The sequence below is a fragment of the Arthrobacter sp. 2762 genome, assembly GCF_040548745.1.
In the GTDB taxonomy this organism is placed as follows: domain Bacteria; phylum Actinomycetota; class Actinomycetes; order Actinomycetales; family Micrococcaceae; genus Arthrobacter.
In genome coordinates, this window is record NZ_JBEPSI010000006.1 from 29542 (window position 1) to 56127 (window position 26586).

Here is a 26586-nt window from a genome sequence, read left to right on the forward strand (position 1 = left end):
TTCGGTGGTCGATTCTTTGATGGCAATTACGGTCAGCTGACTTTGGCCAGTGCTGCAGCCAGACCGCTGGTGGAGCGGGCCGGATGGAAGGGCACCGTAACGCAACGCCCTCCCCACGCAGCCACGAGGCTGGCTTCCGGTAATTCATGGGGTTCGTAATCTCCGCCTTTGACCCAAATATCCGGCCTGAGTTGGTTCAGGCAGGCTTCGGGGGTGTCCTCATCGAAGATCACCACGGCATCAACGCAGGACAACGCGAGCAAGAGCTCTGCCCGGTCCTCCATGCTGACGATCGGCCGGTGCGGGCCCTTGAGCCGCCGCACGGAATCATCGGAATTCAAGCAAACGATGAGGCAATCACCCATGCTGCGGGCCGCGGCCAACGTCCTGGCGTGACCGGCATGGAGGAGGTCGAAGCAGCCGCCGGTCGCCACAACGGTCCCGCCATTCGCGCGGACTGTTCGCGCAAGTTGGATTCCGCGTTCCAGGCCCGGAAAGCGGCCAAAAAGCTCGACGACGGGACTCGCCTTTGCCCTGACAGGCTGGCTGTTCCCTCCTGCGTCGGGGGTGCTCGTCGCCATGGCCAGGGAGGAAGCTCCGCCCTTCGCGAGGAACGCGGAAGCATCCTCAATAGCCCTGGCCGCGGCACCAGGCAGCTCGAGCCCCAGCCCCAAATACACGGCAAGGCTCCCAGCCAAGCGGTCTCCGGCACCGCAAGGATCGTCCACGATTGTTTTGGGAGCGAGGATGATCCTGCCTGGCCTCCCAGCCTCCACCAAGACTGCACCGTCTTCGCCGGTGGTGACCAGGACGGCATTGCTGCGCCAGCGATCCAGCAAATGTTTTCCTGCGTCCTCTGCAGCAGACGTGGACGGATCCAGCCCGCCCGCCTTCGCAGCGGCCCGGGCCTCTGCGAGGTTGGGCGTCACGACGGCGACACCCGGCACCGGCTCCGAACCGGAGGGGTGCGGATCCCAGACCACAGGGACGCGGCGTGCGGCGTCGGCGAGCGCAGTACGGATGTCGGGGTTCGCCGTGATTCCACGGCCGTAGTCGGCCACGATAACCGCTTCCGCGGAGGCAATGGCTGCGAGCATCTCCCCGGTGCATGACGGGGAAGGGGCAGGCGCGCATCCTTCATCGAACCGGACCATGGGGTGGGTTCCAATACGCACGCGGGTCTTGGTGGGCGTTGGGGCGAGCGGGGCTCCGGTGAATATGGCGACACCGGTCAGGGCGCGCCTGAGGTGGGTGGCGCCGTCGTCGTCCGATACCGCGGTGACCAGGGCGACGTCGTGACCATCACGCGCAAGAAGGGTAGCCACGAGACCCGCGCCGCCTGCCCGACGCCGGATATGGGCGACGTCCACGACGGGTACGGGTGCGTCGGGGCTGAGTCGCGTGGCGGTGCCGTTGATGTCAACGTCCAAGAGGACGTCACCTACAACTGTCACTTTCATGGCTTGGCTCCGCCCTCGGCCGGGCGAGGCCGCGTCCTCCTCGCGACCTCCGCATCGAAGGCACGGCATACTGCGTGGACGGCGATGAGGTGGCCCTCCTGGGCGTTGGCGGCGATGGCGTCCACTGTGATGGCTTGATCGCAGGCGTCCGCCAGCGGGTTGGGGCCGGCGCCCGTCAGCGCCCAGGTGGTGATGCCGCGTTCGTTTGCTGCCCTGACGGCGTTGAGGAGGTTGGGGCTGCGTCCGCTCGTGGAGAGCAGGATGAGGACGTCCCCTGCCCGGCCGTGTGCCCTGACCTGGCGGGCGAAGACTTCCTCGTAGCCGTAGTCGTTTGACAGTGCCGTGAGGGCGGAGGTTTCGGCGTGCAGGGAAATCGCGGAGAAGGGTGCGCGTTCGGCGTCGAACCTGCCCACGAGTTCGGCGGTGAGGTGCTGGGCTTCGGCAGCCGATCCCCCGTTGCCGGCGGCCAGCAGCCGTTGTCCGGACAGGAGCCGGTGGGCGAGTTCAGTTCCCCACTCCGAGAGGCGGGCTGCCTGCGAGCGCAGGGACTCCAGCGCCGGCAGTACGTTGTCCAGGTGGGCGGTGACCTCTGATGCGATCTGTGGTTCACGGATGTTTGTTGACCTTGTGGACCCGGTCCAGCCCGCGGGCACGGTATCCGGGACGGGCTGCGTGGTGGGCGTGATTCTCTTGGGAACTGTCGATTCTGTAGTCACAGCGCTGTTCCTTCCAGTGGTTCCAGGCCTTCCCCGGCTTGCCGGGACAGCCCCGCGGCCAAGACGGACCGGTACGCTTTCTCGGTGTCTGCGGCGATGCGGTCCCAGGAGTAGCGGGAGCGGGCGCGGCGGTTTCCCGCCCGGCCCATTTCGGCGCGCAGGGCGGGGTCCGCGAGGAGCCGCGCCACGGCGTCGGCGATTGCTTCCGGGTCCCGCGGCGGTACGTGCAGACCGGTTTTCTGGTCAACCACGGTCTCCCGGAGTCCGCCGACGGCCGCGGCCACCACCGGCACTCCGCAGGCCATGGCTTCAAGGGGAACGATGCCGAACGGTTCGTACCACGGCGTGCAGACCACGGCGTCAGCGCTGCGGAAAATTCCGGGCATTGCGTCGCGCGGGACCTGTCCCCGCATGGTGACCTTGTCCTCCACGCCAAGTTCCTTGGTCAAGGCGCGAAGTCTCTGGGCTTCCGGATCCTCTTCGAGGTTCAGGGCGTCGCCGGAGCCTCCGACTATGAGGAGTTCGACGTCGTCGAAACCGGCCTCAGCCAGGAGGGGCAGTGCCTGGATCACCAGATCCACGCCCTTCCTGGGCACCAGGCGGCCCACACTCAGGATGCGGTGCGTGCGGGACTTATTCTCTGGTTCTCCGGTGCCCGGGAAGAGGTTGAGATCCACCCCGCACGGTGCGATGGAAATCCTTGACCGGCCAATGCCCAGCGCTTTGAGCTCAAAGACCTCGTCAGGGCAGGTGGCGATCACCCAGTCCGCGGTGCGCCCTACCCACGGTTCAAGCCATGCACGTGCGGGTGGGCTGGTGTCCGCTGAACCTTGGTGCCTGCGCTTGACCGAACCCAGTGCGTGGAAGGTCTGGACCACGGCAATCGGCTCGGCGGCACCGGCCCGCCTGGAAGCTTGGATCGCGGCCAGCCCTGACATCCAGAAATGTGCATGGACAACGTCCGGGACCGAGCCCGCCCAGTCCCCGCAAATGCCATCGGCGAGCTCACCCATGAAAGGAAGCAGCTCGTCCTTGGGGATGTGGCGGGCCGGGCCGGCGTCAACGTGTACCACGGTGAGTCCCTGCGTAACCTGCACCTTTGCAGGAAGATCCGGGTCATCCCGCCGCGTGTAGACGGTGACCTGGTGGCCACGGCTGGCAAGGCTTGATGAAAGGGCCGCCACGTGGACGTTTTGCCCCCCGGCGTCCACACCTCCCAGGGCGGCCAAGGGACTGGCGTGTTCGGAAACCATGGAGATTTTCATGGGTGCGTCCTCTCTGTGTCATGGCTGACGGACTCCGAACCGGGTTGCGGGCGGCGTTCCGTGTCGGGGAGGTGTTTGTTTGGGACCTGCTTTTCGGGAATCTGCTTTTCAGGAAGACGGGTTTCGGGGGGCGAGGGGCGGGCCGTGGTGAGATCGGCCAGGAGTTCGTCCCAAGCCTGATGAAATTTCCCGAGACCGTAGCGTTCCAAGGCGGCCGCGCGGGCCACCATCCCCATCGCGTAGGCGTCATCGGGCTCATCCAGCAGCCGCCGGGCGAACCGTTGGAGTTCGTCCACGTTGTTCGTGACAAGCCCGGCTCCCGGCGGGACAGCGCGGCTCGCCTCAGTGGTAGCAAGTGCCAGGACCGGCATTCCGAGGTGCATGGCTTCGAGCAGGGCCAACCCGAGCGAAGTCCAACGCAGGGGATGCAGGTAGAGCCGGCAGCGGGCGAGTTCTTGATGCAGCCTGGGCGCCGGTACGTCCCCCGAAATCCGCAGGCGCTCCTCGCTCAAGCCGAACCCCTTCAGGTTCAGCGCTTCCGGCAAGGCTTCCGTCCCCATTCCGAACACCCTCAACGGCCCTACCCCGGCGAAGCCAGGGAGGAGGTCCGTGCCCGTCACGCGGCCGCGACGGACGGGTTCGTTGACCACCACCCCCATCTCTTCGCGTTCACCGGTATAGAGCCGGCCGGTATCGGGGATGCCGTGCTCGATCACAACTGTTGGCGTGGATCCGGTATCCCAGAAGAGCTGGTTGAAGTGCGTCACATGAACCACGGGGATCGTGTGCTGATCGGCCAGGGGATGGAGAGTGAACGGGACGTCGCCTTTGGGCGTGTTGTGTTCAAGGTAGACGGCAGGCAGGTCCACTCCGGGCCTTCGACCCAGCTTCCGGGCAACGGCGGCGATCTCCTCCGGACGTTGCAGGACCACCGCGTCCACGCTGTCCGGATCAAGGGTGTCCAGGTCAATCTCCTGCGCGGCGGCCGGCCACTCACGGCCACCTCGCCCCAAACCCCATGCACCGCCGTCGGGCTCTACCGGGAGGAGGTATTCGTGCCGGCCCCTGACGAAGGCCTCCATCCATCCTCCGTGGATATGCCAGACCAGGATCCTCATGGTTTCCACACCTTTCTTCGGGTGCTGAGGGAGGAGACTCCCCCCAACAGCCGTTCCACCGCCTCAAGGACTTGTTCCGGGGTAACTGAGCTAAGGCACGGGTGGCCCGGTACCGGGCAGATGCGTGCCCGCGTGTTCCTGCATGCTGCTTCCTGGTCGCCCAGCAGTTCCAGCGGAACGCCGTATGGCGCCCAGCGAATTGCTGGAACCACAGGGGCGAACAGGCACACCACCGGCGTACCGACCGCGGCGGCCAGGTGGGCGGGCCCGGTGTTGCCGGTAACCACGACGGCGGCGCCCGCGAGTACCGCGGCAAGCGTTCGCAAGTCTGTTCTGCCCCCGAGATTATGCGCGGAGGGTCCAGCCACGGTTGCCGTCAGCGATGTTTCGCCCGGCGCTCCCGTGACCACCACGCGGTGCCCGTACGCTTCAAGGAGTTCCACGGTGGCTGCATGGTGAAGCGCAGGCCAGGCCCTCGCCGGAGCGGCTGCACCCGGGTGGACCACGATGTACGGGCCCTTTTGGGTGAGTTCGTCCACCAGTTCTTCGGATTCGTCCACCGGGTTGATGTGCAGCTTGCCGTCGTCGCCCCGGGGAAGCTGGAAGCCCGCTGCCTGCGCAATCCCCAAAGCACGCAACACCTCAGGCTGGTCCTCGGGAAAGTCTTCGCCGGGTTTCAACCGGACGTCCAGGAGGGAGCCCGCGTAGTCAGTGGAAGCGCCCGTGATGCGTTTGACGCCTGCCAGCCGCAGCAACAGTGCCAACGGAAGCGGGGATTGGTGGAAGGACGTGAGGATCACGGCTTCCTCAATCCTGGAACTGCGGACGAACTCGATCAGGCCATTGGTCAGTTCAGCTGTCGCAGCGGGCGCCGGATTGACGATCCATGGGCACGGCCACGTGTGGACCTGGGTGACTCCAGGGAGCATCTCCGCGGCGCCGGCGCCTTCAGGGCCGCACAGGAGGACGACGTCGTTGGGTCGGCTGCCGTCCAGCCTGCTTCCGTTCGCCACGGCACGCAAAGCCGGTCCAGCAAGGAGGACATCGCCTATGCTGTCCAGTCGGGCTACCAGGACGCGGCTCATACAGGTGAGTCCTGCCTGGCGTCGGGTTTCCGGGATGCCCCTCCTGCCGCGCCTGTCGCAGTGTCAAGCAACAGCTCGACGGCGGCCAACAGGTTCTCCGCAACCACCTCTGCCGCCTCAATTTCCTCGGTCCGCGTCACGTGGGTGGGCACCAGTACCGACTGCGAGCCGGCCGCCGTCGCTGCTTCCACGTCGGCACCGATGTCCCCAACAAAGGCCACTTGGGACGGGTGCAACCCCAGTGTGCTGCAGGCTGCGAGAATCATTCCCGGCGCAGGCTTACGGCAGGTACAGCCATCGGCCGGTCCGTGCGGGCAGATTTCCCACACATCAAATGGGCCCAGGAGCTCGTCCACGCGCTGGTTGACGGCGCGGACCTGATTCAAGGTCAGCAAGCCACGCGCAACGCCCGACTGGTTGCTCAGCACCCCTGTTGCCAGTCCCGCCCGGCGTACCCGCTCCAGGGCCGAACGGGCACTGTCCATGGGCCGCACCAGTTGCGGGTCACCGTTATATGGCACGTCAACGACGAGCGTTCCATCGCGGTCAAACAGGACCGCTTTCAACGTTCCAGTTCCTCCCATACCCGCAACGTTCCCCAGTTCTCCCGACACTAAACAGCGTGACAACGAGAAGTTTCCCTGCGGCGCCGGCGCCTGCGTTGGCCGCTAGACTCCTAGCGGGAGGCCACCATGGACATCGTCGAAATGAACGGACAACCCCTGCTGCTTGCCCTGCGCGCCTTGAAACTAGGCGACCTCCTTGTTGCCGTTCCTGCGCTTCGCGGCCTGCGCCGGGCATTTCCCGAGCATCGCAATTTGTATGCGGCCCCAGCCTGGATTGCCGAGGCCTTGGAACTGGTGGGGGGCATCGACCACCTGCCCACGCCGGGCCTTGATGATCCACTGAACATCCCCCCGGGCGCCGTGGACATCGCCGTGAACCTCCACGGGAACGGACCCGAAAGCCGCCAACGCATCAATGAACTTCGCGCAAGGCGGGTGCTCGCGCACCAGGCTCCCGGGTTGGATGGACCGGAATGGACCACTGGCATCCCTGAGCGCGAGCGCTGGACGCGCTTGCTCAACTGGCACGGCATCGACGCCGATCCCCTGGATTATCGCCTCAACAGGCCAAGCATTCCTTCACCCCGGCCCGGCGCCACGGTCATCCATGTCGGCGCCGCATATGGCAGCCGACTCTGGCCCATTGAACGATTCGCCGAAGTGGCCGTTGAGCTCACACGCGCAGGCCACGACGTCGTGCTGACCGGGGGCACGTCCGAGCGTGGGCGAGCAGTGGCGACTGCCGCCTTGGCAAACCTCAAAGGAGCAAACCTCGACGGCGGTGTGCTGGCCGGGCGGCAGAGCCTCGCAGAGTTCGCAGCGACCATTGCAGATGCGCGGCTCGTCGTTTCCGCGGACACCGGTGCGGCCCACCTGGCGTCCGCCTATGCCCGGCCCTCCGTGGTCCTGTTCGGCCCGGCTCCTGCTGAAGAATGGGGTCCGCCGCCGGGACCGCACGTGGTGCTTACCGCCGTCGAACTTCGCCGCGGTGACGTTTTCGCCGCCGATCCCGATCCCGCACTCCTTGCCGTGACCGTCCATGATGTGTTGGATGCGGTGGACGGGTTGGGCTGCTGAGTCCTCCTGGTTGTTGTTTGCCTACTTTGCCTACTTTGCTTATCAGGGCGCCGTTCCGTCCTGGAGGTGCGCTTCCTCATCCAGCAGCTGTGTCTGCAGGGACACCAGGATCTTGGAAAGCCGCCGCGAGACCTGCATTTGGGACATGCCCAGTGCCTCCGCGATGGTGGACTGCGTTTCCTCGCGGTAGTAGCGGCGATAGAGGAGGTGCCTGTCCTCAGCGCTCAGGCCCCGGATGGCATTGCGCAGGGCGAGCACGTCCTCCAGCCTGTCGGTCGGACATCCGAAAGCGGAAAGATATCCTTGCAGTCCGTCGCGGCCTTCCGCAGCGGGGGCGTCAAGGGAATCCGGCCGTTTGCTGGTGCCGGCCATCAATGCTTCCCTGACTTGGCAAGGTTCCAGGCGAAGGTCCGCCGCCACTTCTTCGGGGGTCGGAATCCTCTGCAGGCTTTGGGTCAGTTCCTCGGTCCTGGCGAGAACTTGGCGCCGCACATCCTGGATGGGCCTCGGTGGGCGCACTACCCAGCAGTGATCGCGGAGATACCTCTTGACCTCGCCAGCGATGGTCGGAGCGGCGTAGGCGGGGAAGCTGACGCCTTTACTTTCGTCAAATCCTCGTGCCGCTTTGATCAAGCCCATGTACGCAACCTGCCGGACGTCGTCGAGATCGTGTGTGTGGGCGGAATACCGGGCGGCAATGGATTTTGCGAGATTCAGATGGTCCAAAACCAAGCCGTCCTGGAAGCTTTGACGGATGGTACTCTCCGGCGCAGGAGGCCGGTTCTGGACGTCGTGTGGTCGGGTTTGTCGCATGTGGCTTCAATCCTTAGACCTGCTGGAGTGAGTGAGCCCACGGCAAGACTCCTTAAAAAGAGAAGCACACTTACTATTAGCTTTCAACGGGTATTCAGGACTACGCTCGAAGAGTAGCCTCGTCCAGGGATCGGAGATCCACGTGGAAAACCAACAACTCACCGAACCGCATCTTGTAGCTGCGGAAATCCAGGACCTGCTTCTGGATACACCGGACGTGGAGGCCTTCCTGAGCGAGCTGGCACGCCACTCAGCGGCGATGTTCACCAAACCTGACAACGAAGTATTTTGCGGTATCACGCTGCTTCGGCATCGGGCCGCGGCCACAGTGGCGAGCAGCAGCGAGCGAGCGCAGATGCTGGACGAACTCCAGTACCAATTCGCCGATGGCCCGTGCATCCATTGCTGCAGGCAAGGCACGCAAGTGCACATTCCAGACTTTGAAAAAGACAACACCTGGCCTGAGTACAACGACCTGGCTCTGGCGAATGGTGTTCATTCTGTCCTCGCCGTTCCTTTCCCGCTCACGGATGACACCGCACGGGCAGGCTTGAACCTCTACTCCGAACGCGCAAACGGCTTTGACCAGGCTGCGGTGCAGCGCGCCAGTGATTATGTGCAGCAGGCATCCAAAGGCCTGCAACTGGCAGTGCTGATTGCGCAACACAGCCAGACCGCCGCCGACCTACGCGCGGCCATGGCATCCCGGACGGTCATCGACGTGGCCACAGGCATCATCATCGCCCAAAACAGGTGCAGCCAGGCCGAAGCGGTGGAGCTCATCAAAAAGGCCTCCAGCAACCGGAACGTCAAGCTCCGGGACGTTGCGCAGGCAATCGTCGACTCAGCCGGCGGCGGCCCTGTCCAAACCCATTTCACTTAACCCCTCACCTAAACCACAACAACCCAAATCGAGGTGTCTCTCATGCAAACCGTCACGAAGGCCATCGAGGTAGAGGTACCGGTTTCGGTCGCCTACAACCAGTGGACCCAGTTCGAAAAGTTTCCCGAGTTCATGAGCGGCGTGGAGAATGTCCGCCAGATCAACGACTCAACGCTGCACTTCTCAACCAAGGTCGGCGGAGTCCGGCGCGAATATGATGCCCGCATCACTCAACAAGTTCCGGATACCGTCATTGCGTGGGAAAGCATTGACGCACCACGCAACGCCGGCACAGTCCGCTTCGACAACCTCGGCCCCCAGCACTGCGGCGTCAACGTGACCCTGGAATGGGAGCCTGAAGGATTCGTGGAGAAGGCCGGCGCCGCGCTCTCCGCCGACGAGATGCAGGTGGCCGCGGACCTGGACAAATTCAAGGAATTCATCGAGGACCGCGGCCAGGAAACGGGTGCCTGGCGGGGGCGGGTGGACTAAGGGGTCCGGCTGTTACAGCAGGCTGCGCAGAACCAGGGCGGCGCCGTCGTCGAATACTGACGCGGTGACCTCATCCGCAACGGCGATCACTTCCTCCGGAGCCTGGCCCATGGCCACTCCCCTGCCGGCCCATGTGAGCATCTCGATGTCGTTGCGGCCGTCGCCCACCGCCACCGTGTTGACCTGTTCCGTGCCGATCCTCTGGCGCAGGGCCTCCAGCGCACTGGCCTTGGTGACGCCCTCCGCGGCAATGTCCAGCCACGCTGTCCAGCCCACCGAGTACGTCACGCCGGAAAGGCCGATGTGACGGATGGCGTGGTTGAAGTCGTCCGAGGTGTTGTCACTGCTGAAGACCACCACGCGTACGGCCGTGGCCTCCAACATGGTCTGGAAGTCCACGCCAATTGCCTCGACGCCAAAGCTGGCATCCTGGAAACGCTCCGTGGAGAGGAAGTTCCCGTCTTCATCCTCCAGCGCGTACTTCGCGTTGGGCAGGCGTTCGCGCAGGGCCTTCAGAGCCGGAGCGGGATCGAACGTTGCCTTGTGGATGATCTCGTAGCCGGGCTCAAGCGTGGGATCCAGCCGGAGAGTCACGCCGCCGTTGCAGCACACCGCGTAGCCACGTTCCAAGCCGATTTGCTCGATGATGGGCAGGGTGGCATTCAGGGACCGGCCGGTGGCGATCATGACGTCGTGCCCGCTCGCGACTACCTCTTGGGCAGCCGCCCTAACCTCTGGAGACATGTGGCCGTCGTGGTCCACGAGCGTACCGTCAACGTCCAATGCGATCATGAGTTTGTTGTTGTCATTTGGCTGGTCATCGATGCCAGCAACTGGAGTGTCAGTCAAAATAGTCATGGTTCCAGTAGAGCAGACACCTCTGACACCGCACTAGGACCGAGGACACAGCACGGGATTAACGCCGCATGAACACTCGGCCCCTGGCTCCACGGCGCTCCGTCCCTCGCCCCACCCCGCTAGCCACCCCGCACCAGACACCCTCCACCGGACAATTCACCTCCGCGCGCGAAGGTGAATTGTCCGCTAGTGGGTGAAACGCGATGAGCTTTTCCACATAGCCCCACCTGTCGTACCCACGGGTCCCCTCCTCCATCGAAGGTTGTTTCCATGAAAGAAACAGCCGAGTTCCTAGTGTCCGCGCAACAGAGAGCCAACACGGGAGATATTCGTTCGCTCAGCAGGCGATTTACGAAAGGTGAGCTGGTCAGAGTGCGCAAGGGAGTCTATATGGACAAGAGCCGGTGGATCTCCCTGAAGCCTTGGGAGCGCTACTCCGCGACCATCAGGGCAGTCGCTTTGGAACTACCTTCTGCATTCTTTTGCTACGAGACGGCGGCCGTACTCTGGGGGATGCAGGTTGTCGGAATCCCGGCGCACATCCATTTGGCCAATTCGTCATCCAGCCACGCGGGTTCCAAGCGACCGACTACTCAGGTCTCGGGAGGCACGAAGTCTGGCAGCACAGGACTGGAGGGCACCAGGAGTTACGGCATCTATCGCCATGCCTACCAAGCGAGCCCAGTGCACCTGACCGGGCTGACCGTTACGGACCTTAACTCAACAGCGGCTGACGTAATGGCCCGGCTTCCCTTCGCACGGGCGGTGGTTCTAGCCGATCACGCCATCAGCCAAGCAAGGTTCGGAACTTCGGCCGCCAGCGTTGAAGACCTGCGTCATGCAGGAGACAGCCTGGCATCCGCTGCCAAGAGACTCTGGGTCAGCTCAGTCCTTGACTTCGCCGACGCTCGCTCGGGATCAGCTGGCGAGTCCCTGAGCCGTGCCCAAATGCATCTACTTGGTTTTCCAGCCCCCGAGCTTCAGGCCGAATTCCATGACGCCTTGGGATTCGTTGCCCGGACGGACTTCTACTGGCGGGAACTTAAGATTATTGGCGAGTTCGACGGAGATGCAAAGTACCTCAATGACGAGTACCTCAACGGGGGAACTGCACGTGAAACCGTGCTCAAGGAGAAGAAACGCGAGGACAGGCTCCGTGCCATGGGCTTCCAGGTAGTGCGGTGGGACTGGACCACCGCCATCAGGCCGGAGAAGCTGCTTGCAAAGCTCGAAGCAGTGGGACTTTCCAGGACAAGAAACCCCGTCCAACGGACCATTCACCGCCGCGCGCGAGGGTGAATGGTCCGTTGGGCGGGGTCTTCCGCGGAGAGAACTACAGGACCGGCAGAACCTCAAGCCCGCCAATGTACTTCTGCAGCGCCTTGGGAACGTTGACCGAGCCGTCCGGGTTCTGGTGGTGCTCCAGCAGGGCAACGATCCAGCGGGTGGTGGCCAGGGTGCCATTCAGGGTGGCGACGGCGCGGGTACCCTTGGCAACGCCTTCCTCGTTGATCACGCGTTCGCGGATGTTCAGGCGGCGGGCCTGGAACGTGGTGCAGTTGGAGGTAGAAGTGAGCTCGCGGTAAGCGTTCTGGGTAGGAACCCAGGCTTCGCAATCGAACTTCCGGGCCGCGGACATGCCGAGGTCACCCGCAGCAGTGTCGATCACGCGGTAGGGAAGCTCGCACTTGGCCAGCATTTCCTCTTCCCACGCGAGCAGGCGCTCGTGTTCAGCAGCTGCTTCCTCAACCGTGGTGTAGATGAACATCTCCACTTTGTTGAACTGGTGCACCCGGATGATGCCCCGGGTGTCCTTGCCGTGCGAACCGGCCTCGCGGCGGTAGCAGGAGCTCTGGCCGGCGTAGCGGATGGGGCCGGCGGAGAGGTCCAGAATCTCGTCTGCGTGGTAGCCCGCGAGGGCCACCTCCGAGGTTCCCACCAGGTAAAGGTCGTCTTCAGCGAGACGGTAGATCTCGGCGTCGTGCTTTACATCAAAGCCGGTGCCCTGCATGGTTTCCGGACGCACCAAAGTGGGGGTGATCATCGGGACGAACCCGGCCTCGATTGCCTGGTCCATGGCCATCTGCAGGAGCGCCATTTCCAGCCGGGCGCCAACACCACGGAGGAAGTAGAAGCGCGCGCCCGAGACTTTGGCGCCGCGTTCCATGTCGATCGCGCCGATCAGTTCGCCGATTTCCAAGTGGTCCTTCGGCTCGAAATCCGTGAATTCGCGCGGCGTGCCCACCGTCTTGACCACAACGTAATCGTCCTCGCCGCCCTCGGGGACGCCATCCACGATCAGGTTGGGGATACCGCGGAGCAGCTCTTCCTGCTTGGCTTGCGCAGCAGCGGCTTCAGCGGAGGCGGCCTTCACCGAGTTCGCCAGTTCCTTGACCTCGGCCAGCAGGGCCTGCTTCTCCTCGCCCTTTGCCTGGGCAACCCTTTTGCCGAAGGCGTTCTGCTCGGCACGGAGGGTCTCATGGCGGATCAGCGCGGCGCGGCGATCGGAGTCTGCGGAGATGATCGCGTCCACAACAGACTCGTCGGCGCCACGGGCGCGCTGGCTGGCACGGAACTTGTCCGGATTTTCGCTGAGGTCTTTTACGTCGATCACCACACAAGAGTATCGAATGGGCCGCTGATTTCCCGTGCGGACGCAGAGCCGTGCAAGCGCCGGAATGAACACCGTGAAATCAGGACTACGCAGGACGATAGTGTTGGAGCACCATGAGCGACTGGATCCTGTACGTGATTCTCGCTGGGGGCGTGGCGTTTGCCGTCTCCAGTTGGTGGGGTGTGCGCCGATTGAGAGCCCGTCACATCAGGAGCGCGGTGCGGGAGGACACCCACAAGCCGGAGCCAGGGCACCAGAAGGTTGCGGTCATCCTCAACCCGGTGAAAAACAAGTCGCTCGAGGCCCGCCAAGCGATCATTGACGCCTGCGACCTCGCCGGTTGGGACAGCCCGAAGTTCTTTGAAACCACTGTGGAGGACCCCGGTTACGGGCAGTCGCGCCAGGCGCTGGAGTACGGGGCCGACGTCGTACTTGCGTGCGGCGGCGACGGTACAGTGCGCGTGGTGGCTGAATCGCTTGCGCATAAGGGCGTGGCGATGGGCCTCATTCCGCTGGGCACCGGCAACCTCCTGGCTCGCAACGTCGAACTGGACGTCAACGACATCGCGGATTGCATCCAGATCGCCCTCTTTGGCCATCAGCGCTTTATCGATACCGCCAGCATGGCCATAGACAACGGCATTACCGGGGAATCATCCACGCATACGTTCCTGGTGATCGCCGGCATGGGCCTGGATGCCGAGGTTGTGGGCGATACCAAGGAAGACCTGAAGAAGACCGTGGGTTGGCTGGCCTACACCGAGGCCGGGGTCCGGCATCTGCCCGGCCGCCGCAAGCGTGTCACCATCACCATGGATGACCAGCCGGAGCAGGCCCGGAAAATCCGCAGCGTGCTTTTCGCCAACTGTGGCCTGATTCCGGGAGGTATTGATTTCATTCCGGAAGCCATGATCGACGACGGCATGCTGGACATCGTCGTCATGAGCCCCCGCAGTGCCTTCGGATGGATCGCCATGTACACAAAGATCCTCTTCAAGCACAAGCGGAATCTGCCGATGATGAATTTCTATCGCTCCGGCAAGGTCACCATTCGCAGCCAGGAACCCATGGCGACGCAACTCGACGGTGACCCCGCAGGCGAGGCCACGGAGGTCACCGTTCAGGTCCAGCCGGGTTCGCTATTGGTGCGGGTACCGAAGGCTCAAACCCTCTAGACTGCGCCCTTCTCGGGTTGGGCCGCATTTGCTGCGGCTGCTTCGGCCGCCGCCTTCGCTGCAGCCCGGGCCTCGGCTTGCTCTCGGATCATCGCTTGTTCTTCTTCAAAACGGAGTCGATCCGCGCGGTCAGCTTCGTCGCCGTCCCAGTCGTCCTTGTTCTCGCCGGAGGGCTTGGGATTGACGATCATGCCCTGGCCGTCTTTGTCATCTCGGTGGACAGACATGACCGCTCCCTTCTTTTTGGGCATTCATCCATCGTTTATGGATCAGGCAAGCATACGCACACTTGCATCAACGCGAAAGGGGTTGAAGGTTCAATAATTTAGCGCCGGAACCAGCGCAGCCTAGCCCTTAAGAATCGACTGAACCCACGCATGAGCGGAGGCAAAGGCAGCGTCCGAAGTATGTGGGGCAACCACCGCAGCCTGCTTATCGGCGCGCGCGTACGAGCCCAGGAAACGGGTTGCCGGACTGATTCTGTGGAGACCCGCCAAGGCATCAGCAACACGGGAATCCGACGCATGACCGTCGGCATCGATGCTGAAGAAGTAGTGGCCAAGGTACTGGCCGGTGGGGCGTGATTCGATTCGGCTCAGGTTGACCCCTCGCGAAGCGAACTGGTCAAGGATTTCCATGAGAGCACCAGGGTGGTCCTCCGGCAGCGGGACAACAACGGTCGTCTTGTCCGCGCCCGTGCGTTCGGGCAAGGTACCCGGCCGGCTCACCAGGATGAAACGGGTGACTGCGTCCGGGTTGTCGCCAATGTTTTCGGCCAGAACGTTGAGCCCAGGCTGCTCCCCCGCAATCAGCGGTGCACAAATAGCGGCGTCGTAGTGGGCATCTCCTTCCAGGAGGCCCATGGCCGATGCCGCGGTAGAGGAACCGGGGACATAATCCGCGTTCGGAATATTTTCCTCCACCCAGAGGCGGCATTGGGCCCACGCGTGGCCGTGGGTGGAGATGCGCTTTATATCCGAAAGCACGACGCCGGGCCTCGCCACGAGCACGAAGGTAATAGGAACCAGGGCCTCGCGGATAATCCGGAGTTCAGGTCCTGTGGCAATGGCATCCAGCGTCGCAGTCACACCACCCTCCACCGAGTTTTCGATGGGAACCATGGCGGCGTCGGCCTCACCATTGCGGACCCGCTCGAGCGCCGTGTTCACGTTGGTGCAAGGAATGCGGGAGGCATCAGCGGCGCCGGGGACCTGCATGAGGGCGGTCTCAGTGAACGTTCCCTCAGGGCCCAGGAACGTATAGGTCGGTGCTGACATTGAATATTCCTTGCTGGTTATATACGTGGAACGGGCTTGCCGGAGGTTAAAGAACCACTGGCTTGAGGCCGTTGTCCGACACCATTGGGCGGCCGGCTTCGAACCACATATCCATGCCACCGGCTACGTTCACCGCTGAGTAGCCCTGGCCCACCAGCCATTGGACTGCCCGGAAGGAACGGCCACCGGTACGGCAGATGACGAAGAGGTCGTCGTCGGGATCCAGTTCATCCAGGCGGGCCGGCAGTTGGTCCATAGGGATATGCCGTGCGCCCTCAACATGTCCGGCAACCCATTCATAGTCCTCACGAACGTCCAGGATGCTGGCATCAGCCGGAATATCGCCCACAGGCACGGTTTCGAAGTCGCTCATGGCGGTTCCTTCCCATCGATTCAGGTCATCATCCAGCCTAGTCGCAGCGGCCGCGAAGCGGGACGTCGCTTGCGTCCCGCGGTTATGGCACTAAGACTGGGACGCAAAGACTCCCTGAATCGGCTGTTAGGAGCAGGACCATGGCGGCTGGCAAACCCACCATCCTCGCAACATCCGGCGGTTACAAGCCAGGCAGCCGGACCCGCATCGAGTTCGACCACCTCATGCACTACGCCGTGGAGTTGTCCGGGGTAAGTGGCCGGGCACCCCGCGTGACCCACATTGGTACGGCATCAGGTGACCAACGCTGGTGGGCGGCAGAGATGGATCAGGCAGCCCGCATTGCCGGGTTTGATTTCGCACATCTCAACCTCTTCACCATGCCCAATATTGAGGACCCCGAAGCGCATCTTCTGGAGCGGGACGTGGTGTGGGTGCACGGTGGTTCGGTGGTCAACCTGCTTGCCGTGTGGCGGGCACACGGCCTGGACGGAATTTTGCGGAAGGCTTGGGAAAGCGGCGTGGTCCTGGCCGGCGTTTCCGCGGGTTCCATTTGTTGGTTCAAGAGCGGCGTAACGGACTCCTTCGGCCCTGAATTGCAGCCGGTCACCAACGCGCTGGGTTTCCTTCCCTACGCCAACGGCGTCCACTACGATTCCGAACCCCGCCGCGCTCCCGCCATCCACAAGCTTGTAGCCAACGGCACGCTGGGCGAGGCGCATTGCACCGACGACGGCGTGGGGCTGGTTTACCGGGGCACCGAACTTGTGGAGGTGGTGTCCGAAGTCAAGAACAAGGCTGCTTTCCGGGTCACGGCTGGTGCTGGCGAGAGCGTGGACGCCATCGCCGTGGAGGAACGGTTGGAGTCTCGTTTCCTTGGTTGATCTTTCCCCGCAAGCCCTCACCGCTGTGGCGCTTCGCGATGCCCTTGCATCCGGCGAGCTGTCGGCGAGGGAGGCGACCACTTATTTCCTGTCCGTCATCGAGGCACGCAACAGCCACTTGGGTGCCTTCATTACTGTTACCGCAGAGCAAGCGATGGCCGACGCCAGCAGGGCAGACACCCTCCATGCGAAACTGCGCCGGGAGGGCCGCCTTTCCGATTTGCCACTGCTGCATGGCGTGCCCCTGGCCTTTAAAGACCTCACTGACGTGGCGGGCATTCCCACTACCCACGGCAGCGCCGCCTTGGAACACAAACCTGCCCCGGAGGACGGCGCCCTCGCAGCCACTTTGAAAGGCCAAGGCGGAGTCTCGCTGGGCAAGACGCAAGTTCCGGAATTCGGACTCACCGCGTACAGCGAAAACCGCATCGCACCGCCGTCGCGCAATCCCCATTCCTTAAGCCGAAGCTCTGGCGGGTCGTCGGGCGGAAGCGCTGCGGCCGTGGCCGCTGGCATGGTTCCGTTCGCTCCAGGGACCGACGGCGGCGGTTCCATCCGGATTCCGGCCGGTGCCTGTGGACTGGTGGGGCTGAAGCCGGGGCGCGGCGTGGTGCCATCCGGAGCGAGCGCGGGCGATGCAGCTAAATTGGTGGTCGCCGGACCGCTGGCGCGCACGGCTGCGGACGCTGCCCTGCTGATGGACGCGCTGGTCCCTAGCGAACAAGCGCCCGACGGCGGTTATCTCGCCAACGTTGACCAGGCGCCAACGCCCCTGAAAGTGGGGGTGAGCCTGGATAGCCCGTGGGCCGGAGTCTTCCCTTTCGAGGTGGAACAGGAAGCTTCGGACGCCCTTGCGCGCGGAATCAAGCTGCTTGAGGTGGCGGGGCACCGTGTCGCGGAAGCGGAGATCCGCTACGACAACCGCTACCCCGAGGCGTTCACCGCAGCCTGGACTGCCGGCGTCGGGAGTGCGCGAATCGCACCCCAGCGCGAGGCGCTCCTGACCCCGCTCACCCGGACGTTCCGTCGTCGTGCGCAGCAGCGCAGCGCGTTGAAGATCAATGAAGCCCTGAGTTTCCTGCGGCAGTTCGAGCACGACACGATCGCACAATACGCGGAGTGGGACGTCATCCTCATGCCCACGCTGGCGCAGACACCACGCCCGATCGGCTGGTACACGGGCGGCGGCCACAGCAGCGAGCCTTGGCCGAGCGAGTGGGCCGGTGACGCGGACGAGGACTACAGAAGACAATGCGAGTACGCACCTTGGTCCTCCATGGTGAATGTGTGCGGATTGCCGGCGATCAGCATCCCCGTCCATGTGACAACGACTGGCCTGCCGATGGGCATCCAGGTGATCGGTAAACCTGGTTCTGAGCTGCAGCTTCTTCAGCTCGCGGCGGTTCTGGAGGCCTTTCAGTAAGCCGGCTTGGGCGGTTGTCTACCATATGGAAAGTGGTTGCCATGGGCATCCATCGATGTGACAATGCCCGCAGTCAATGCCAGCATTGAGGAAATGAGCACACCTCTAACCACGGCTACGCCCCAAAAACCATCGGGCGATACGTCATTCTTCGGCCACCCAAAGATGCTGGCCAGCCTCTTCTCCGTGGAGATGTGGGAGCGATTCTCCTTCTACGGCATGCAGGGCATCCTGCTTTACTACATGTACTTCACCGCCGACCAAGGCGGACTGTCCATCGACAAGGGCCTCGCCGCCGGCTTGGTTGGCGCATACGGTGGCGGCGTTTACCTGTCCACCATCCTGGGCGCCTGGCTTGCTGACCGTATCTTCGGCTCCGAAAAGGTCCTCTTCGGCTCGGCCCTCATGATCATGGCCGGCCACATCGCGCTGGCCCTCCTGCCCGGCATTCCCGGACTGATCGCGGGCCTGGTGCTTGTGGGTATTGGCTCCGGTGGCCTGAAAGCCAACGCGACGGCGCTGGTCGGCAGCCTGTACGGCGAGAAGGACGAACGCCGCGACGCCGGTTTCTCCATCTTCTACATGGGCATCAACATCGGCGGACTCATCGGCCCACTGGTCACCGGCTGGCTCCAGGAGAGCAACGGCTTCCACTGGGGCTTCGGCGCAGCGGCGGTGGGCATGGCGATCGGCCTTCTCATCTACTCGCTGGGCCGCAACAAGCTCCCCGAGGAAGCGCACCGCGTCCCCAACCCGCTCCCGGCTGCTGACCGCACCCGGTACGGGCTGATCTTCCTGGGCATCCTGATCGTGATCGGCGTACTGCTCGGCACGGGCACCGTTAACGCCGACAACCTGGCACGCAGCATGGCTTACGCCGCCATCGGCGCATCCGTGATCTACCTTTTCCTGATCTTCCGAAGCGCCAAAGTCACAGGCCTGGAGCGCAAACGTGTGCTCGCCTTCATCCCGCTGTACATCGCATCGGCCGCGTTCTGGGCACTGTTCCAGCAGCAGTTCACGTTCATCGCCGTGTACTCCGAGGAGAAACTGGACCGCAACCTGTTTGGCTGGGAGATGCCCGCCGCATGGGTGCAGTCCATCAACCCGGTGTTCATCATCATCTTCGCCGGCGTCATGGCTGCCCTGTGGACCAAGCTGGGTGCCAAGCAGCCGAGTTCCCCGCTGAAGTTCTCGGCGGGCCTGCTCATCATGGGGCTTGCCTTCCTCTGCTTCATCCCGCTGGCCGGCGACGGCAAGACCCCGCTGCTTGCACTGGTGGGAATCCTGTTCCTGTTCACCCTGGCGGAACTCTTCCTCTCCCCCATTGGCCTGTCCGTGAGCACCAAGCTCGCCCCGCAGGCATTCCACACCCAGATGGTGGCGCTGTTCTTCCTGTCCGTTTCCCTGGGCACCACTCTGGCAGGCATCCTTGCCGGCCTTTACAACCCCGACGACGAACTCCCGTACTTCCTGGGCATTGGCGGCGTGGCTGTGGTGTTGGCTGTTGCCCTCGCTGCTGCATCCCCGGCTATCAAGAAGCTGATGGGCGGGGTGCGGTAGCTGGCCTGGGGGCATCCGACGCTCTGCCTGCTCGCCACGGAAACTCGCTGGCGACACGACGGCGACCCTTACGTTTGGTGGGATTCCCACATGACGTAAGGGTCGCCGTCGTACGCGCTTGTGTACAGCTGCCGCCCGTAAGGGGCGCGGGGAGGGCTAGTAGTTGTACCTGCTGCTCGAAGCCCCGATCGCGGCGAAGAAGAAGATCAAGACGACCACCGTGATCGCCACGCCGACGTAACCCATGATCAGGCCGGCAATCGCCATGCCCTTGCCTGCGGGTTCGCGGTTGAGGGCAAGGTGGCCCAGGATCACGGCTGCAATCTGCGGCAGGATGAAGAACCCGAAGCCAATGAAAGTGGCAATGCCGCAGCACATGCTCGCAATGCTTAGGCCCTTGGGTTGCGTGGGCATGGCGTAATACGCGGGCTGTCCGTACGGGTTCTGCTGCCCATAGGGCTGCTGCTGGTACGGGACCTGGTTGAACTGGCCCTGGTTGTACTGGCTCTGGTTGTAAGGGCTCGGCGGCTGGCCATAGGGCGATGGGCCCGGCTGGCTGTAATCACCGGGTGTGTACGAGTCCTGACTGGACGAGCCCTGGCTCTGGCTTGTGGGCGGGAGCGGCTGCGTGTAGAAGTCGTTCTGGCCCTGGGCGTTCTGCGTGTATGCGCCCTGATCGTACGGCGGAAGCGGCTGCGTCTGTGAGCTCTGCTCCGGCGCGCTGAATTCGGCGGGCGGGATGTACTGCGGCGGTTCGTAGCCCGCCGGTTTGTCCTCGTTGCCCTTGGATGGTTGATCTGACATGGGATTCCCCCTCGCTAAGTCTTTGTTTCCCACCCTACCGCCGTCGGGTGCGCCGCATAAGGTAACCCGCTTTGGGGTTATGCACAGTGTCAGGGCCGGCGTCACACCATGTCAGGGCGGGCGACGGGGCGGAATCCTCCCACTAAAGCCGCCGCTCGTAAACGCGAGGTAAATCTTTGGCTCATCCGGCGCCACATCGCCGCCATTCTGCGTCACAGGGGCAGGATCCCGGGACATTTGCTGTCAGCCGACGGGGTGGTCTGGCATGCTGGACGACATGGCTAGCCGAGCGGGCACAGTTGCCCTTCCCCAAGACCTTGTTGACATCACAGCCCTGCTGGACGCGTACTTCGACGTCACCCCGGATTTGGGCGATCCCGCGCAACGCGTGGCATTTGGAACGTCGGGCCACCGCGGATCCAGCTTGAAGTCGTCGTTTAACGAACCGCACATCCTCGCGATCACGCAGGCAATCGTTGAATACCGCGGCCGCCAGGGCATCACCGGGCCGCTGTTCATCGGGCGCGACACCCACGCCCTGAGCGAGCCCGCGCAGAACTCCGCGCTGGAGGTCCTCGCGGCCAACGGCGTCACAGTTCTCGTCGATGCGCGCCACGGCTACACACCCACGCCCGTACTGAGCCACGCCATCCTCAAGTACAACCGCGAAGCCGCGGCGGGAACACCGCAGGCTGACGGCATTGTTGTCACGCCCAGCCACAACCCGCCAGGCGACGGTGGCTTCAAGTACAACCCCCCGCACGGCGGGCCGGCCGACACCGACGCCACAGGGTGGATCGCAGAACGCGCCAACCAGCTCCTTGAGAACGGCCTCCGGGGTGTCAAGCGCATTCCGTTGAACGATGCTTTGAATGCGGACACCACCGGAAAATTCGACTTCCTCAGCAGCTACGTTGACGATCTCCCGTCCGTCCTGGATCTTGACGCGATCCGCAACGCCGGTGTCCGCATTGGTGCCGATCCCATGGGCGGCGCTTCCGTTGACTATTGGGGCGAGATCGGTGAGCGCCACCAGCTCAACCTGACGGTGGTGAACCCCACCGTCGACCCGCAGTGGGCTTTCATGACCCTGGACTGGGACGAGAAGATCCGCATGGACTGCTCCTCGCCGTCGGCTATGGCGTCGCTCATTAAGCGCATGTCCGTGGGCGCGGATGGTACCGCCGCCTACGATGTCGCCACCGGTAACGACGCCGACGCCGACCGCCATGGCATCGTCACGCCGGACGGTGGACTCATGAACCCTAACCACTACCTTGCCGTCGCCATCGATTACCTGTACCGGAACCGCAGTGGCTGGAATCCCGCGTCCGTTGTGGGCAAGACGCTGGTTTCGTCCTCGATCATCGACCGCGTCGCTGCAGGGCTCGGCCGCAAACTCGTTGAAGTTCCGGTCGGCTTCAAGTGGTTCGTGCCTGGCCTGCTGTCCGGCGAGGGTGCTTTCGGTGGCGAGGAATCGGCCGGCGCCTCCTTTAACAAGCGCGACGGCAGCGTGTGGACCACGGACAAGGACGGCATCCTCCTGGCCCTGCTGGCCTCGGAAATCACGGCTGTCACGGGTAAATCCCCGTCGCAGCTGTACAAGGGACTCACCGACCAGTTCGGCGCACCGGTCTACGCCCGCATCGATGCCGCCGCTTCCCGCGAGCAGAAGGCCAAGCTGGGCAAGCTCTCCGCCGCGGACGTTACAGCCACCTCATTGGCGGGTGAAGACATCACCGCCAAGCTCACGGAAGCCCCCGGCAACGGCGCTTCAATCGGTGGCCTGAAGGTTGTTACCGAGAACGCCTGGTTCGCGGCCCGCCCCTCCGGCACCGAGGACGTCTACAAGATCTACGCCGAGTCCTTCAAGGGCGCCGATCACCTGGCCAAGGTGCAGGAGGAAGCCAAGGCTTTGGTGGATGGCGTTATTGCCTAGGTTCAGGCGGTTTGCGAGTCCTCAGCCTCTGCAGCGTCCTGCGTCCAGAGCCTGAGGATGCGCCGGATGGTGTGGTTGCCTTCCGGCGCCATGTCCACCAGCGCCACCTGGTCAAGCACGACGACGTCGCCCGGCTTTGGGCGCTTGCCGTCGTGATGCGAGATATGTGGTCGGTAGCGTTCGAGGACGTAGTTCGGCGTAGCGATGCGCCCGCCCGCGCTGACCACGGCGTCGAAGAGTTCCTCGTGCAGGCCTTGGAGCAGCGGGTTTTGTTCCACCAGGCTCACGGGAATCGACCCCATGTGGCCGAAGCCCGCTTCTTCCCCGATGGTCAGTTGCGTTCCAAGGGCTCCCTGGACCGGCGCTTCGGCCAAGTCAGCGAGGACATCGGCGACGTCGGCACTCACGTCAGTTCCGACGTCGAACCTTAACAGTGTGATGTGAAGGGGCCAGTCGCTGCGCGGAAACACCAGCCCTGGCCGCACGGGCTCTGTAAATGCCACCCAGATGAGGTTCCGCATAGGCATAGTTTGCCACTCAGCGAGTCAGAACTGACGGGATCTGCGAGAGGGATGCTGAAATAGCCGCAGGATGTGAGAGAACATCCCACCCCCCGGTTCCTCTCTCACATCCTGACCTTTAAACGCCGATGCTCTCGCACATCATGTACGAGAGCATCGGCGGAACAGCAGGAAAGACTAAACAGTGCGAACGACCTCTTCGTAAGCAAACTTCGGCTTTGCTTCGCCCCAGGCGTCCGGACCCGGCTGGCCGATGTTGACGATGAGGAAGCTCTTCTGGTCGCCGGCCGGGAAGAACTCGGCGTCGATGGCAGCGAAATCAGCGCCGGTCATCGGGCCAGCCGCGAAACCGAGCGAACGCACAGCGAGAATGAAGTAGCCGGCCTGCAGGTGGGCGTTGTTGTTGCCCGTAGCAGCGGCGAAAGCGGGATCGGCGTCGTACATGGCCTTGGGGGCACCGTAAGCCGGAAGGAACTTGTCCCACTGACCCTGCCAGTCGGTGTCGTAGGACAGGATGGCGACCAACGGAGCCGAGGCGGTCTTGGCCTGGTTGCCCTTGGAGAGCGCGTCAACCAGCTTGGCGCGGGCCTCGTCCGAGCGGACGTAGGTCACGCGGAGGGGCTGGGAGTTGAAGGCCGTTGGGCCGAACTTGGTGAGTTCGTAGATGGCGCGGGCTTGCTCTTCGGTGACCTCACCGGCAAAGCTGTTGGCGGTGCGGGCTTCGGCAAAAATGGCGTCGACTGCTGCGGCGTCAATGACTGCTTCTTCGTGGGCGATCGTCATTCGTAAACCTTTCGCTGGGCCCGGGCCTTCGGGACGGCCAGGCGCTTCTGCTTTCCATGGTTGCAACTTCAACTTCACATGTCCTCTTCCCGTGACGGCCCGTGACGTTGGGCACAGTCCTCCTGCAGGATCTGCGTTGCGGGGCCCGATTTGCGCGTCATTATGCGCGCGAGGCGCGTAGAGCGGACCCCACAATGGCGGTAATGTTGCACCGAATCCCAACATTCTTCTGAGGAAGGCCCGCCATGAGCATGCTCGGCACCAAATGGAAGCTCCACGGCAACGGGAAGTCGGTCCGCCCCGGCCACGTGGTCTCACCCGACGAGCGGCTGGCGTGGCCCCTCACCATTGGCATCGGTATGCAGCACGTCGTCGCCATGTTCGGCGCGACCTTCCTGGTCCCCATCATCACAGGCATGCCGCCCGCCACCACCTTGCTCTTCTCGGGCATCGGCACGCTGCTTTTCCTCATCATCACCAAGGGCCGCGTGCCCAGCTACCTGGGTTCGAGCTTCGCGTTCATCGCCCCGATCATGGCGTCCCAGCAGCAGTACGGCGTTAGTGGCGCTTTGGGCGGCGTGGTGCTTGCCGGCGTCGTGCTGGCCCTTGTTGGCGCCGTGGTCCAGAAGTTTGGCGCCGAATGGATCAACCGGCTCATGCCGCCGATCGTCACCGGCGCGATCGTCGCGCTGATCGGCCTCAATCTGGCGCCTGCCGCCAAGAATAACTTCGACGCCGCTCCCGTCACTGCGCTGATCACGCTGGTCACGATCATCCTGGTCAGCGTCCTCTTCCGCGGAATCCTGGGGCGCCTGAGCATTCTGGTGGGCGTGGTGGTGGGCTATCTCGTGGCGATGATGCGCGGCGAGGTCAGCTACGAAAAGATGGATGCCGCCGCGTGGGTGGGCTTGCCGCTGTTCCAGACGCCCGAGTTCCACATCGGCGTTGTGGGGCTGTTCGTGCCGATGGTGTTGGTGCTGGTGGCTGAGAACGTGGGGCACGTAAAGTCGGTGGCCGCGATGACCGGTCAAAACCTCGACGGCGTCTCCGGACGCGCGCTGATGGCCGACGGCGCCGCGACCGTACTTGCCGGCCTCGGCGGCGGTTCCGGTACCACGACGTATGCGGAAAACATTGGCGTCATGGCCGCCACTAAGGTCTACTCGACGGCGGCCTACTGGGTGGCCGGTATCTTCGCCATCCTGCTGAGCTTCTCCCCGAAATTCGGCGAACTGATCGCAACCGTACCGCCCGGTGTCCTCGGCGGTGCGGCGACCATGCTGTACGGCATGATCGGTGTACTTGGCGTGAAGATCTGGGTGCAGAACAAGGTCAACTTCTCCAACCCAATCAACCTGACCACGGCTGCTGTTGCCCTGATTATCGGTATTGCGGACTACACGTGGACTATTGGCGAGCTGAAGTTCACGGGCATTGCTTTGGGGTCTGCCGCCGCGCTGGTGATTTATCACGGCATGAAGGGGCTGGCTCGCTGGCGCGGGACCGTCGCTGAGCCGGAAACCGAGACGGCGGGGCTCCCACCGGCGGTGAAGTCGGCTATGAATGCTGCGGCTAAGAGGGGCGGGAAGAAGGGGAAGTAGGGGACTATTGGGGAACCCATATGAAATCTCGCACAAGTGCCTTGAAACCAAGGGCCTGATCGGTTCGGATTTCTCACTCAAGGATCTTAGGGAGGCCATTGGCTCGGAAGGAAGCGGCGGAAGCGCCTTAAGGGATCGTCTTCCTTTTGACCCTTACAGTGATGAAGCCCAGGCTTGTTTCATAGGGGCCAACATGACCATCGCCAAAGCGTCCTGGGCGAAATCAATATCATGATTGTCCTGAGCGTAGGTCTGTTGCCAAGCACACGATCCCGCGCGCCCTATGTTTTCCCCACGACGTAGTGCCGGGCGTGAGCCACGAGCTCTGTGGTCAGCGGCGAGGCGCCGTTCCGGAGCCAGACCAAAACAGTGGGCATGGGGAGGGATACCCCGGCGAACGGGCGCCACACGACGCCGGGCGGATCACCTGGCACCACCTGGTGCGGCGTTTTGAAGGACACGCCAAGGCCGGCAGCCACCAGGCTCATCGTGGTGGCGATGCTCGGCGACCAGCGGTGCGGACCCGGAATCATTCCCCCATCCACCAGCAAATTCAGTACCCGCTCGCGGACATCTGGATCGCCGTCGCGTTGCAACCAAATCAACGCCTGGCCACTCAGATCCGTAGGGCTGATCGCCGCTAGCTTTGCGAGGCTGCTGCCTGCCGGAAGCGCGACCCCCATTGGCTCAGTTTCCAGGGTCAGGACACCAAGCCGTTCGTCGTGAGGTGGCACGGCGTGAATGAAGACAGCGTCGAATTCGCCTTCAAGAAGCTTCTGCACCCCTTCCCTTGCTGCCGCAGGATGAACGTTAATCTCCGGAGCTGGCCCTCCGGAACCAAGGCCGCTCAGCAACTCCGCCAGCAGCGGGTAGGCCACGCCCACAGCGACGCCCAGATTCAGCATGGCAGGCGGTGGGCTGCGAAGTTCTTCCATGGCCGCCGCTGCCGCATCATGCGCCTGGATGATTTGTAACGCTTCTTCTTGAAGACGCCGCCCTGCCTCAGTGAGGGCAACGTGATTGTGGGTCCGGTCCAGAAGACGAAGCCCCAAGCCTCTTTCCAATGCTTTGAGCTCTTGGCTCAGTGCCGGCTGGGCTATATGGAGCCGGGCCGCGGCTTTGCCAAAATGCAGTTCCTCTGCGAGCACAAGGAATCTCCGGAGCTGGCGGATCTCCATGAGCCATCATAAGAATTTGTGATCGTCCGAGTCCATAGCGGTCTTGGACGTCAGGTCCCACTCGGGCGTCCAATGAAGGGGAAGGGTAATCCACCCTCGAGGAAAGGTGAAGGCAATG

At 63.4% G+C, this 26586-nt stretch carries 26 protein-coding genes; 10 read left to right on the top strand and 16 right to left on the bottom strand.

Going from position 1 to position 26586, the window contains the following annotated elements:
• Nucleotides 1-32: 32 nt before the first annotated feature.
• From ABIE18_RS12410 to ABIE18_RS12435, 6 genes are read right to left on the bottom strand one after another with little or no spacing between them, the layout of a single operon-like run.
• Nucleotides 33-1460: a PfkB family carbohydrate kinase gene (locus tag ABIE18_RS12410; RefSeq protein WP_499723105.1), complete on the bottom strand. Its 1428-nt coding sequence runs from the start codon at nt 1458-1460 to the stop codon at nt 33-35.
• Nucleotides 1457-2176, bottom strand: coding sequence for a D-sedoheptulose-7-phosphate isomerase (locus ABIE18_RS12415; protein WP_499723106.1), 720 nt, complete (start codon nt 2174-2176; stop codon nt 1457-1459). Before ABIE18_RS12415 ends, ABIE18_RS12410 begins: the two co-directional genes overlap by 4 nt.
• Nucleotides 2173-3441, bottom strand: coding sequence for a glycosyltransferase (locus ABIE18_RS12420; RefSeq protein ID WP_499723107.1), 1269 nt, complete (start codon nt 3439-3441; stop codon nt 2173-2175). The genes ABIE18_RS12415 and ABIE18_RS12420 overlap by 4 nt, the downstream gene beginning before the upstream one ends.
• The gene (locus tag ABIE18_RS12425) at nt 3438-4559 is read right to left on the bottom strand and encodes a glycosyltransferase (RefSeq protein ID WP_499723109.1); all 1122 of its coding nucleotides are present in this window, start codon (nt 4557-4559) and stop codon (nt 3438-3440) included. The genes ABIE18_RS12420 and ABIE18_RS12425 overlap by 4 nt, the downstream gene beginning before the upstream one ends.
• Nucleotides 4556-5644, bottom strand: a complete 1089-nt coding sequence (locus ABIE18_RS12430; RefSeq protein ID WP_499723111.1) for a glycosyltransferase family 9 protein — start codon at nt 5642-5644, stop codon at nt 4556-4558. Before ABIE18_RS12430 ends, ABIE18_RS12425 begins: the two co-directional genes overlap by 4 nt.
• Entirely contained in the window at nt 5641-6228 is a 588-nt protein-coding gene (locus ABIE18_RS12435) for a D-glycero-alpha-D-manno-heptose-1,7-bisphosphate 7-phosphatase (protein ID WP_499723112.1), read from the bottom strand. The genes ABIE18_RS12430 and ABIE18_RS12435 overlap by 4 nt, the downstream gene beginning before the upstream one ends.
• 108 nt (nt 6229-6336) lie before the next feature.
• On the opposite strand from ABIE18_RS12435, the gene ABIE18_RS12440 reads away from it, so the two are divergent.
• On the top strand, nt 6337-7287 hold the full coding sequence (locus ABIE18_RS12440; protein ID WP_499723113.1) for a glycosyltransferase family 9 protein: 951 nt from the start codon (nt 6337-6339) through the stop codon (nt 7285-7287).
• 42 nt (nt 7288-7329) lie between these two features.
• Here ABIE18_RS12440 and ABIE18_RS12445 read toward each other — a convergent pair whose 3' ends face one another.
• Nucleotides 7330-8100 carry a sigma-70 family RNA polymerase sigma factor gene (locus tag ABIE18_RS12445; protein WP_499723114.1) on the bottom strand — a complete coding sequence of 257 codons (771 nt, stop codon included), beginning with the start codon at nt 8098-8100 and terminating at the stop codon, nt 7330-7332.
• 142 nt (nt 8101-8242) lie between these two features.
• Between ABIE18_RS12445 and ABIE18_RS12450 the strand changes: the two genes are divergently transcribed.
• A complete protein-coding gene (locus ABIE18_RS12450; RefSeq protein ID WP_499723115.1) occupies nt 8243-8983 on the top strand; it encodes an ANTAR domain-containing protein in 741 nt (246 codons plus the stop codon).
• Between the two features lie 42 nt (nt 8984-9025).
• Nucleotides 9026-9475 carry an SRPBCC family protein gene (locus ABIE18_RS12455; RefSeq protein WP_431117423.1) on the top strand — a complete coding sequence of 150 codons (450 nt, stop codon included), beginning with the start codon at nt 9026-9028 and terminating at the stop codon, nt 9473-9475.
• A gap of 12 nt (nt 9476-9487) precedes the next feature.
• Here ABIE18_RS12455 and ABIE18_RS12460 read toward each other — a convergent pair whose 3' ends face one another.
• Nucleotides 9488-10333, bottom strand: a complete 846-nt coding sequence (locus ABIE18_RS12460) for an HAD family hydrolase (protein ID WP_499723117.1) — start codon at nt 10331-10333, stop codon at nt 9488-9490.
• Nucleotides 10334-10723: 390 nt separating this feature from the next.
• On the opposite strand from ABIE18_RS12460, the gene ABIE18_RS12465 reads away from it, so the two are divergent.
• A complete protein-coding gene (locus tag ABIE18_RS12465; protein ID WP_499723119.1) occupies nt 10724-11632 on the top strand; it encodes a PDDEXK family nuclease in 909 nt (302 codons plus the stop codon).
• Nucleotides 11633-11666: 34 nt separating this feature from the next.
• On the opposite strand, the gene serS is transcribed toward ABIE18_RS12465, so the two are convergent.
• Nucleotides 11667-12947: a serine--tRNA ligase gene (gene serS, locus ABIE18_RS12470; protein ID WP_499723121.1), complete on the bottom strand. Its 1281-nt coding sequence runs from the start codon at nt 12945-12947 to the stop codon at nt 11667-11669.
• A gap of 113 nt (nt 12948-13060) precedes the next feature.
• On the opposite strand from serS, the gene ABIE18_RS12475 reads away from it, so the two are divergent.
• The gene (locus ABIE18_RS12475; protein WP_499723122.1) at nt 13061-14122 is read left to right on the top strand and encodes a diacylglycerol/lipid kinase family protein; all 1062 of its coding nucleotides are present in this window, start codon (nt 13061-13063) and stop codon (nt 14120-14122) included.
• On the opposite strand, the gene ABIE18_RS12480 is transcribed toward ABIE18_RS12475, so the two are convergent.
• From ABIE18_RS12480 to ABIE18_RS12490, 3 genes are all read right to left on the bottom strand, one after another.
• Nucleotides 14119-14349 (bottom strand): hypothetical protein, encoded by a 231-nt coding sequence (locus ABIE18_RS12480; protein ID WP_216924263.1) that lies wholly within the window; start codon nt 14347-14349, stop codon nt 14119-14121. The genes ABIE18_RS12475 and ABIE18_RS12480 overlap by 4 nt on opposite strands.
• 120 nt (nt 14350-14469) lie before the next feature.
• Complete coding sequence (gene pheA, locus ABIE18_RS12485; protein WP_477514280.1) at nt 14470-15399, bottom strand: prephenate dehydratase; 930 nt, start codon at nt 15397-15399, stop codon at nt 14470-14472.
• Nucleotides 15400-15445: 46 nt separating this feature from the next.
• Nucleotides 15446-15772 carry a rhodanese-like domain-containing protein gene (locus ABIE18_RS12490; RefSeq protein WP_499723123.1) on the bottom strand — a complete coding sequence of 109 codons (327 nt, stop codon included), beginning with the start codon at nt 15770-15772 and terminating at the stop codon, nt 15446-15448.
• Nucleotides 15773-15912: 140 nt separating this feature from the next.
• Here ABIE18_RS12490 and ABIE18_RS12495 point away from each other — a divergent pair, with 140 nt between their 5' ends.
• From ABIE18_RS12495 to ABIE18_RS12505, 3 genes are all read left to right on the top strand, one after another.
• Nucleotides 15913-16656 (top strand): Type 1 glutamine amidotransferase-like domain-containing protein, encoded by a 744-nt coding sequence (locus ABIE18_RS12495; protein ID WP_499723124.1) that lies wholly within the window; start codon nt 15913-15915, stop codon nt 16654-16656.
• Complete coding sequence (locus ABIE18_RS12500) at nt 16649-18079, top strand: amidase (RefSeq protein ID WP_499723125.1); 1431 nt, start codon at nt 16649-16651, stop codon at nt 18077-18079. The genes ABIE18_RS12495 and ABIE18_RS12500 overlap by 8 nt, the downstream gene beginning before the upstream one ends.
• 63 nt (nt 18080-18142) lie before the next feature.
• Entirely contained in the window at nt 18143-19642 is a 1500-nt protein-coding gene (locus ABIE18_RS12505) for a peptide MFS transporter (RefSeq protein WP_499723126.1), read from the top strand.
• A gap of 156 nt (nt 19643-19798) precedes the next feature.
• On the opposite strand, the gene ABIE18_RS12510 is transcribed toward ABIE18_RS12505, so the two are convergent.
• Nucleotides 19799-20446, bottom strand: coding sequence for a DUF4190 domain-containing protein (locus ABIE18_RS12510; RefSeq protein ID WP_499723127.1), 648 nt, complete (start codon nt 20444-20446; stop codon nt 19799-19801).
• A gap of 277 nt (nt 20447-20723) precedes the next feature.
• On the opposite strand from ABIE18_RS12510, the gene pgm reads away from it, so the two are divergent.
• On the top strand, nt 20724-22385 hold the full coding sequence (pgm, locus tag ABIE18_RS12515; RefSeq protein ID WP_499723128.1) for a phosphoglucomutase (alpha-D-glucose-1,6-bisphosphate-dependent): 1662 nt from the start codon (nt 20724-20726) through the stop codon (nt 22383-22385).
• A gap of 2 nt (nt 22386-22387) precedes the next feature.
• Here pgm and ABIE18_RS12520 read toward each other — a convergent pair whose 3' ends face one another.
• Complete coding sequence (locus tag ABIE18_RS12520; protein WP_499723129.1) at nt 22388-22906, bottom strand: 2'-5' RNA ligase family protein; 519 nt, start codon at nt 22904-22906, stop codon at nt 22388-22390.
• Between the two features lie 177 nt (nt 22907-23083).
• Nucleotides 23084-23689: a malonic semialdehyde reductase gene (locus ABIE18_RS12525; protein ID WP_499723130.1), complete on the bottom strand. Its 606-nt coding sequence runs from the start codon at nt 23687-23689 to the stop codon at nt 23084-23086.
• Between the two features lie 245 nt (nt 23690-23934).
• Here ABIE18_RS12525 and ABIE18_RS12530 point away from each other — a divergent pair, with 245 nt between their 5' ends.
• On the top strand, nt 23935-25290 hold the full coding sequence (locus ABIE18_RS12530; protein ID WP_499723131.1) for a uracil-xanthine permease family protein: 1356 nt from the start codon (nt 23935-23937) through the stop codon (nt 25288-25290).
• Nucleotides 25291-25571: 281 nt separating this feature from the next.
• Here ABIE18_RS12530 and ABIE18_RS12535 read toward each other — a convergent pair whose 3' ends face one another.
• Nucleotides 25572-26468, bottom strand: a complete 897-nt coding sequence (locus tag ABIE18_RS12535) for a LysR family transcriptional regulator (RefSeq protein ID WP_499723132.1) — start codon at nt 26466-26468, stop codon at nt 25572-25574.
• Nucleotides 26469-26586 lie beyond the last annotated feature (118 nt).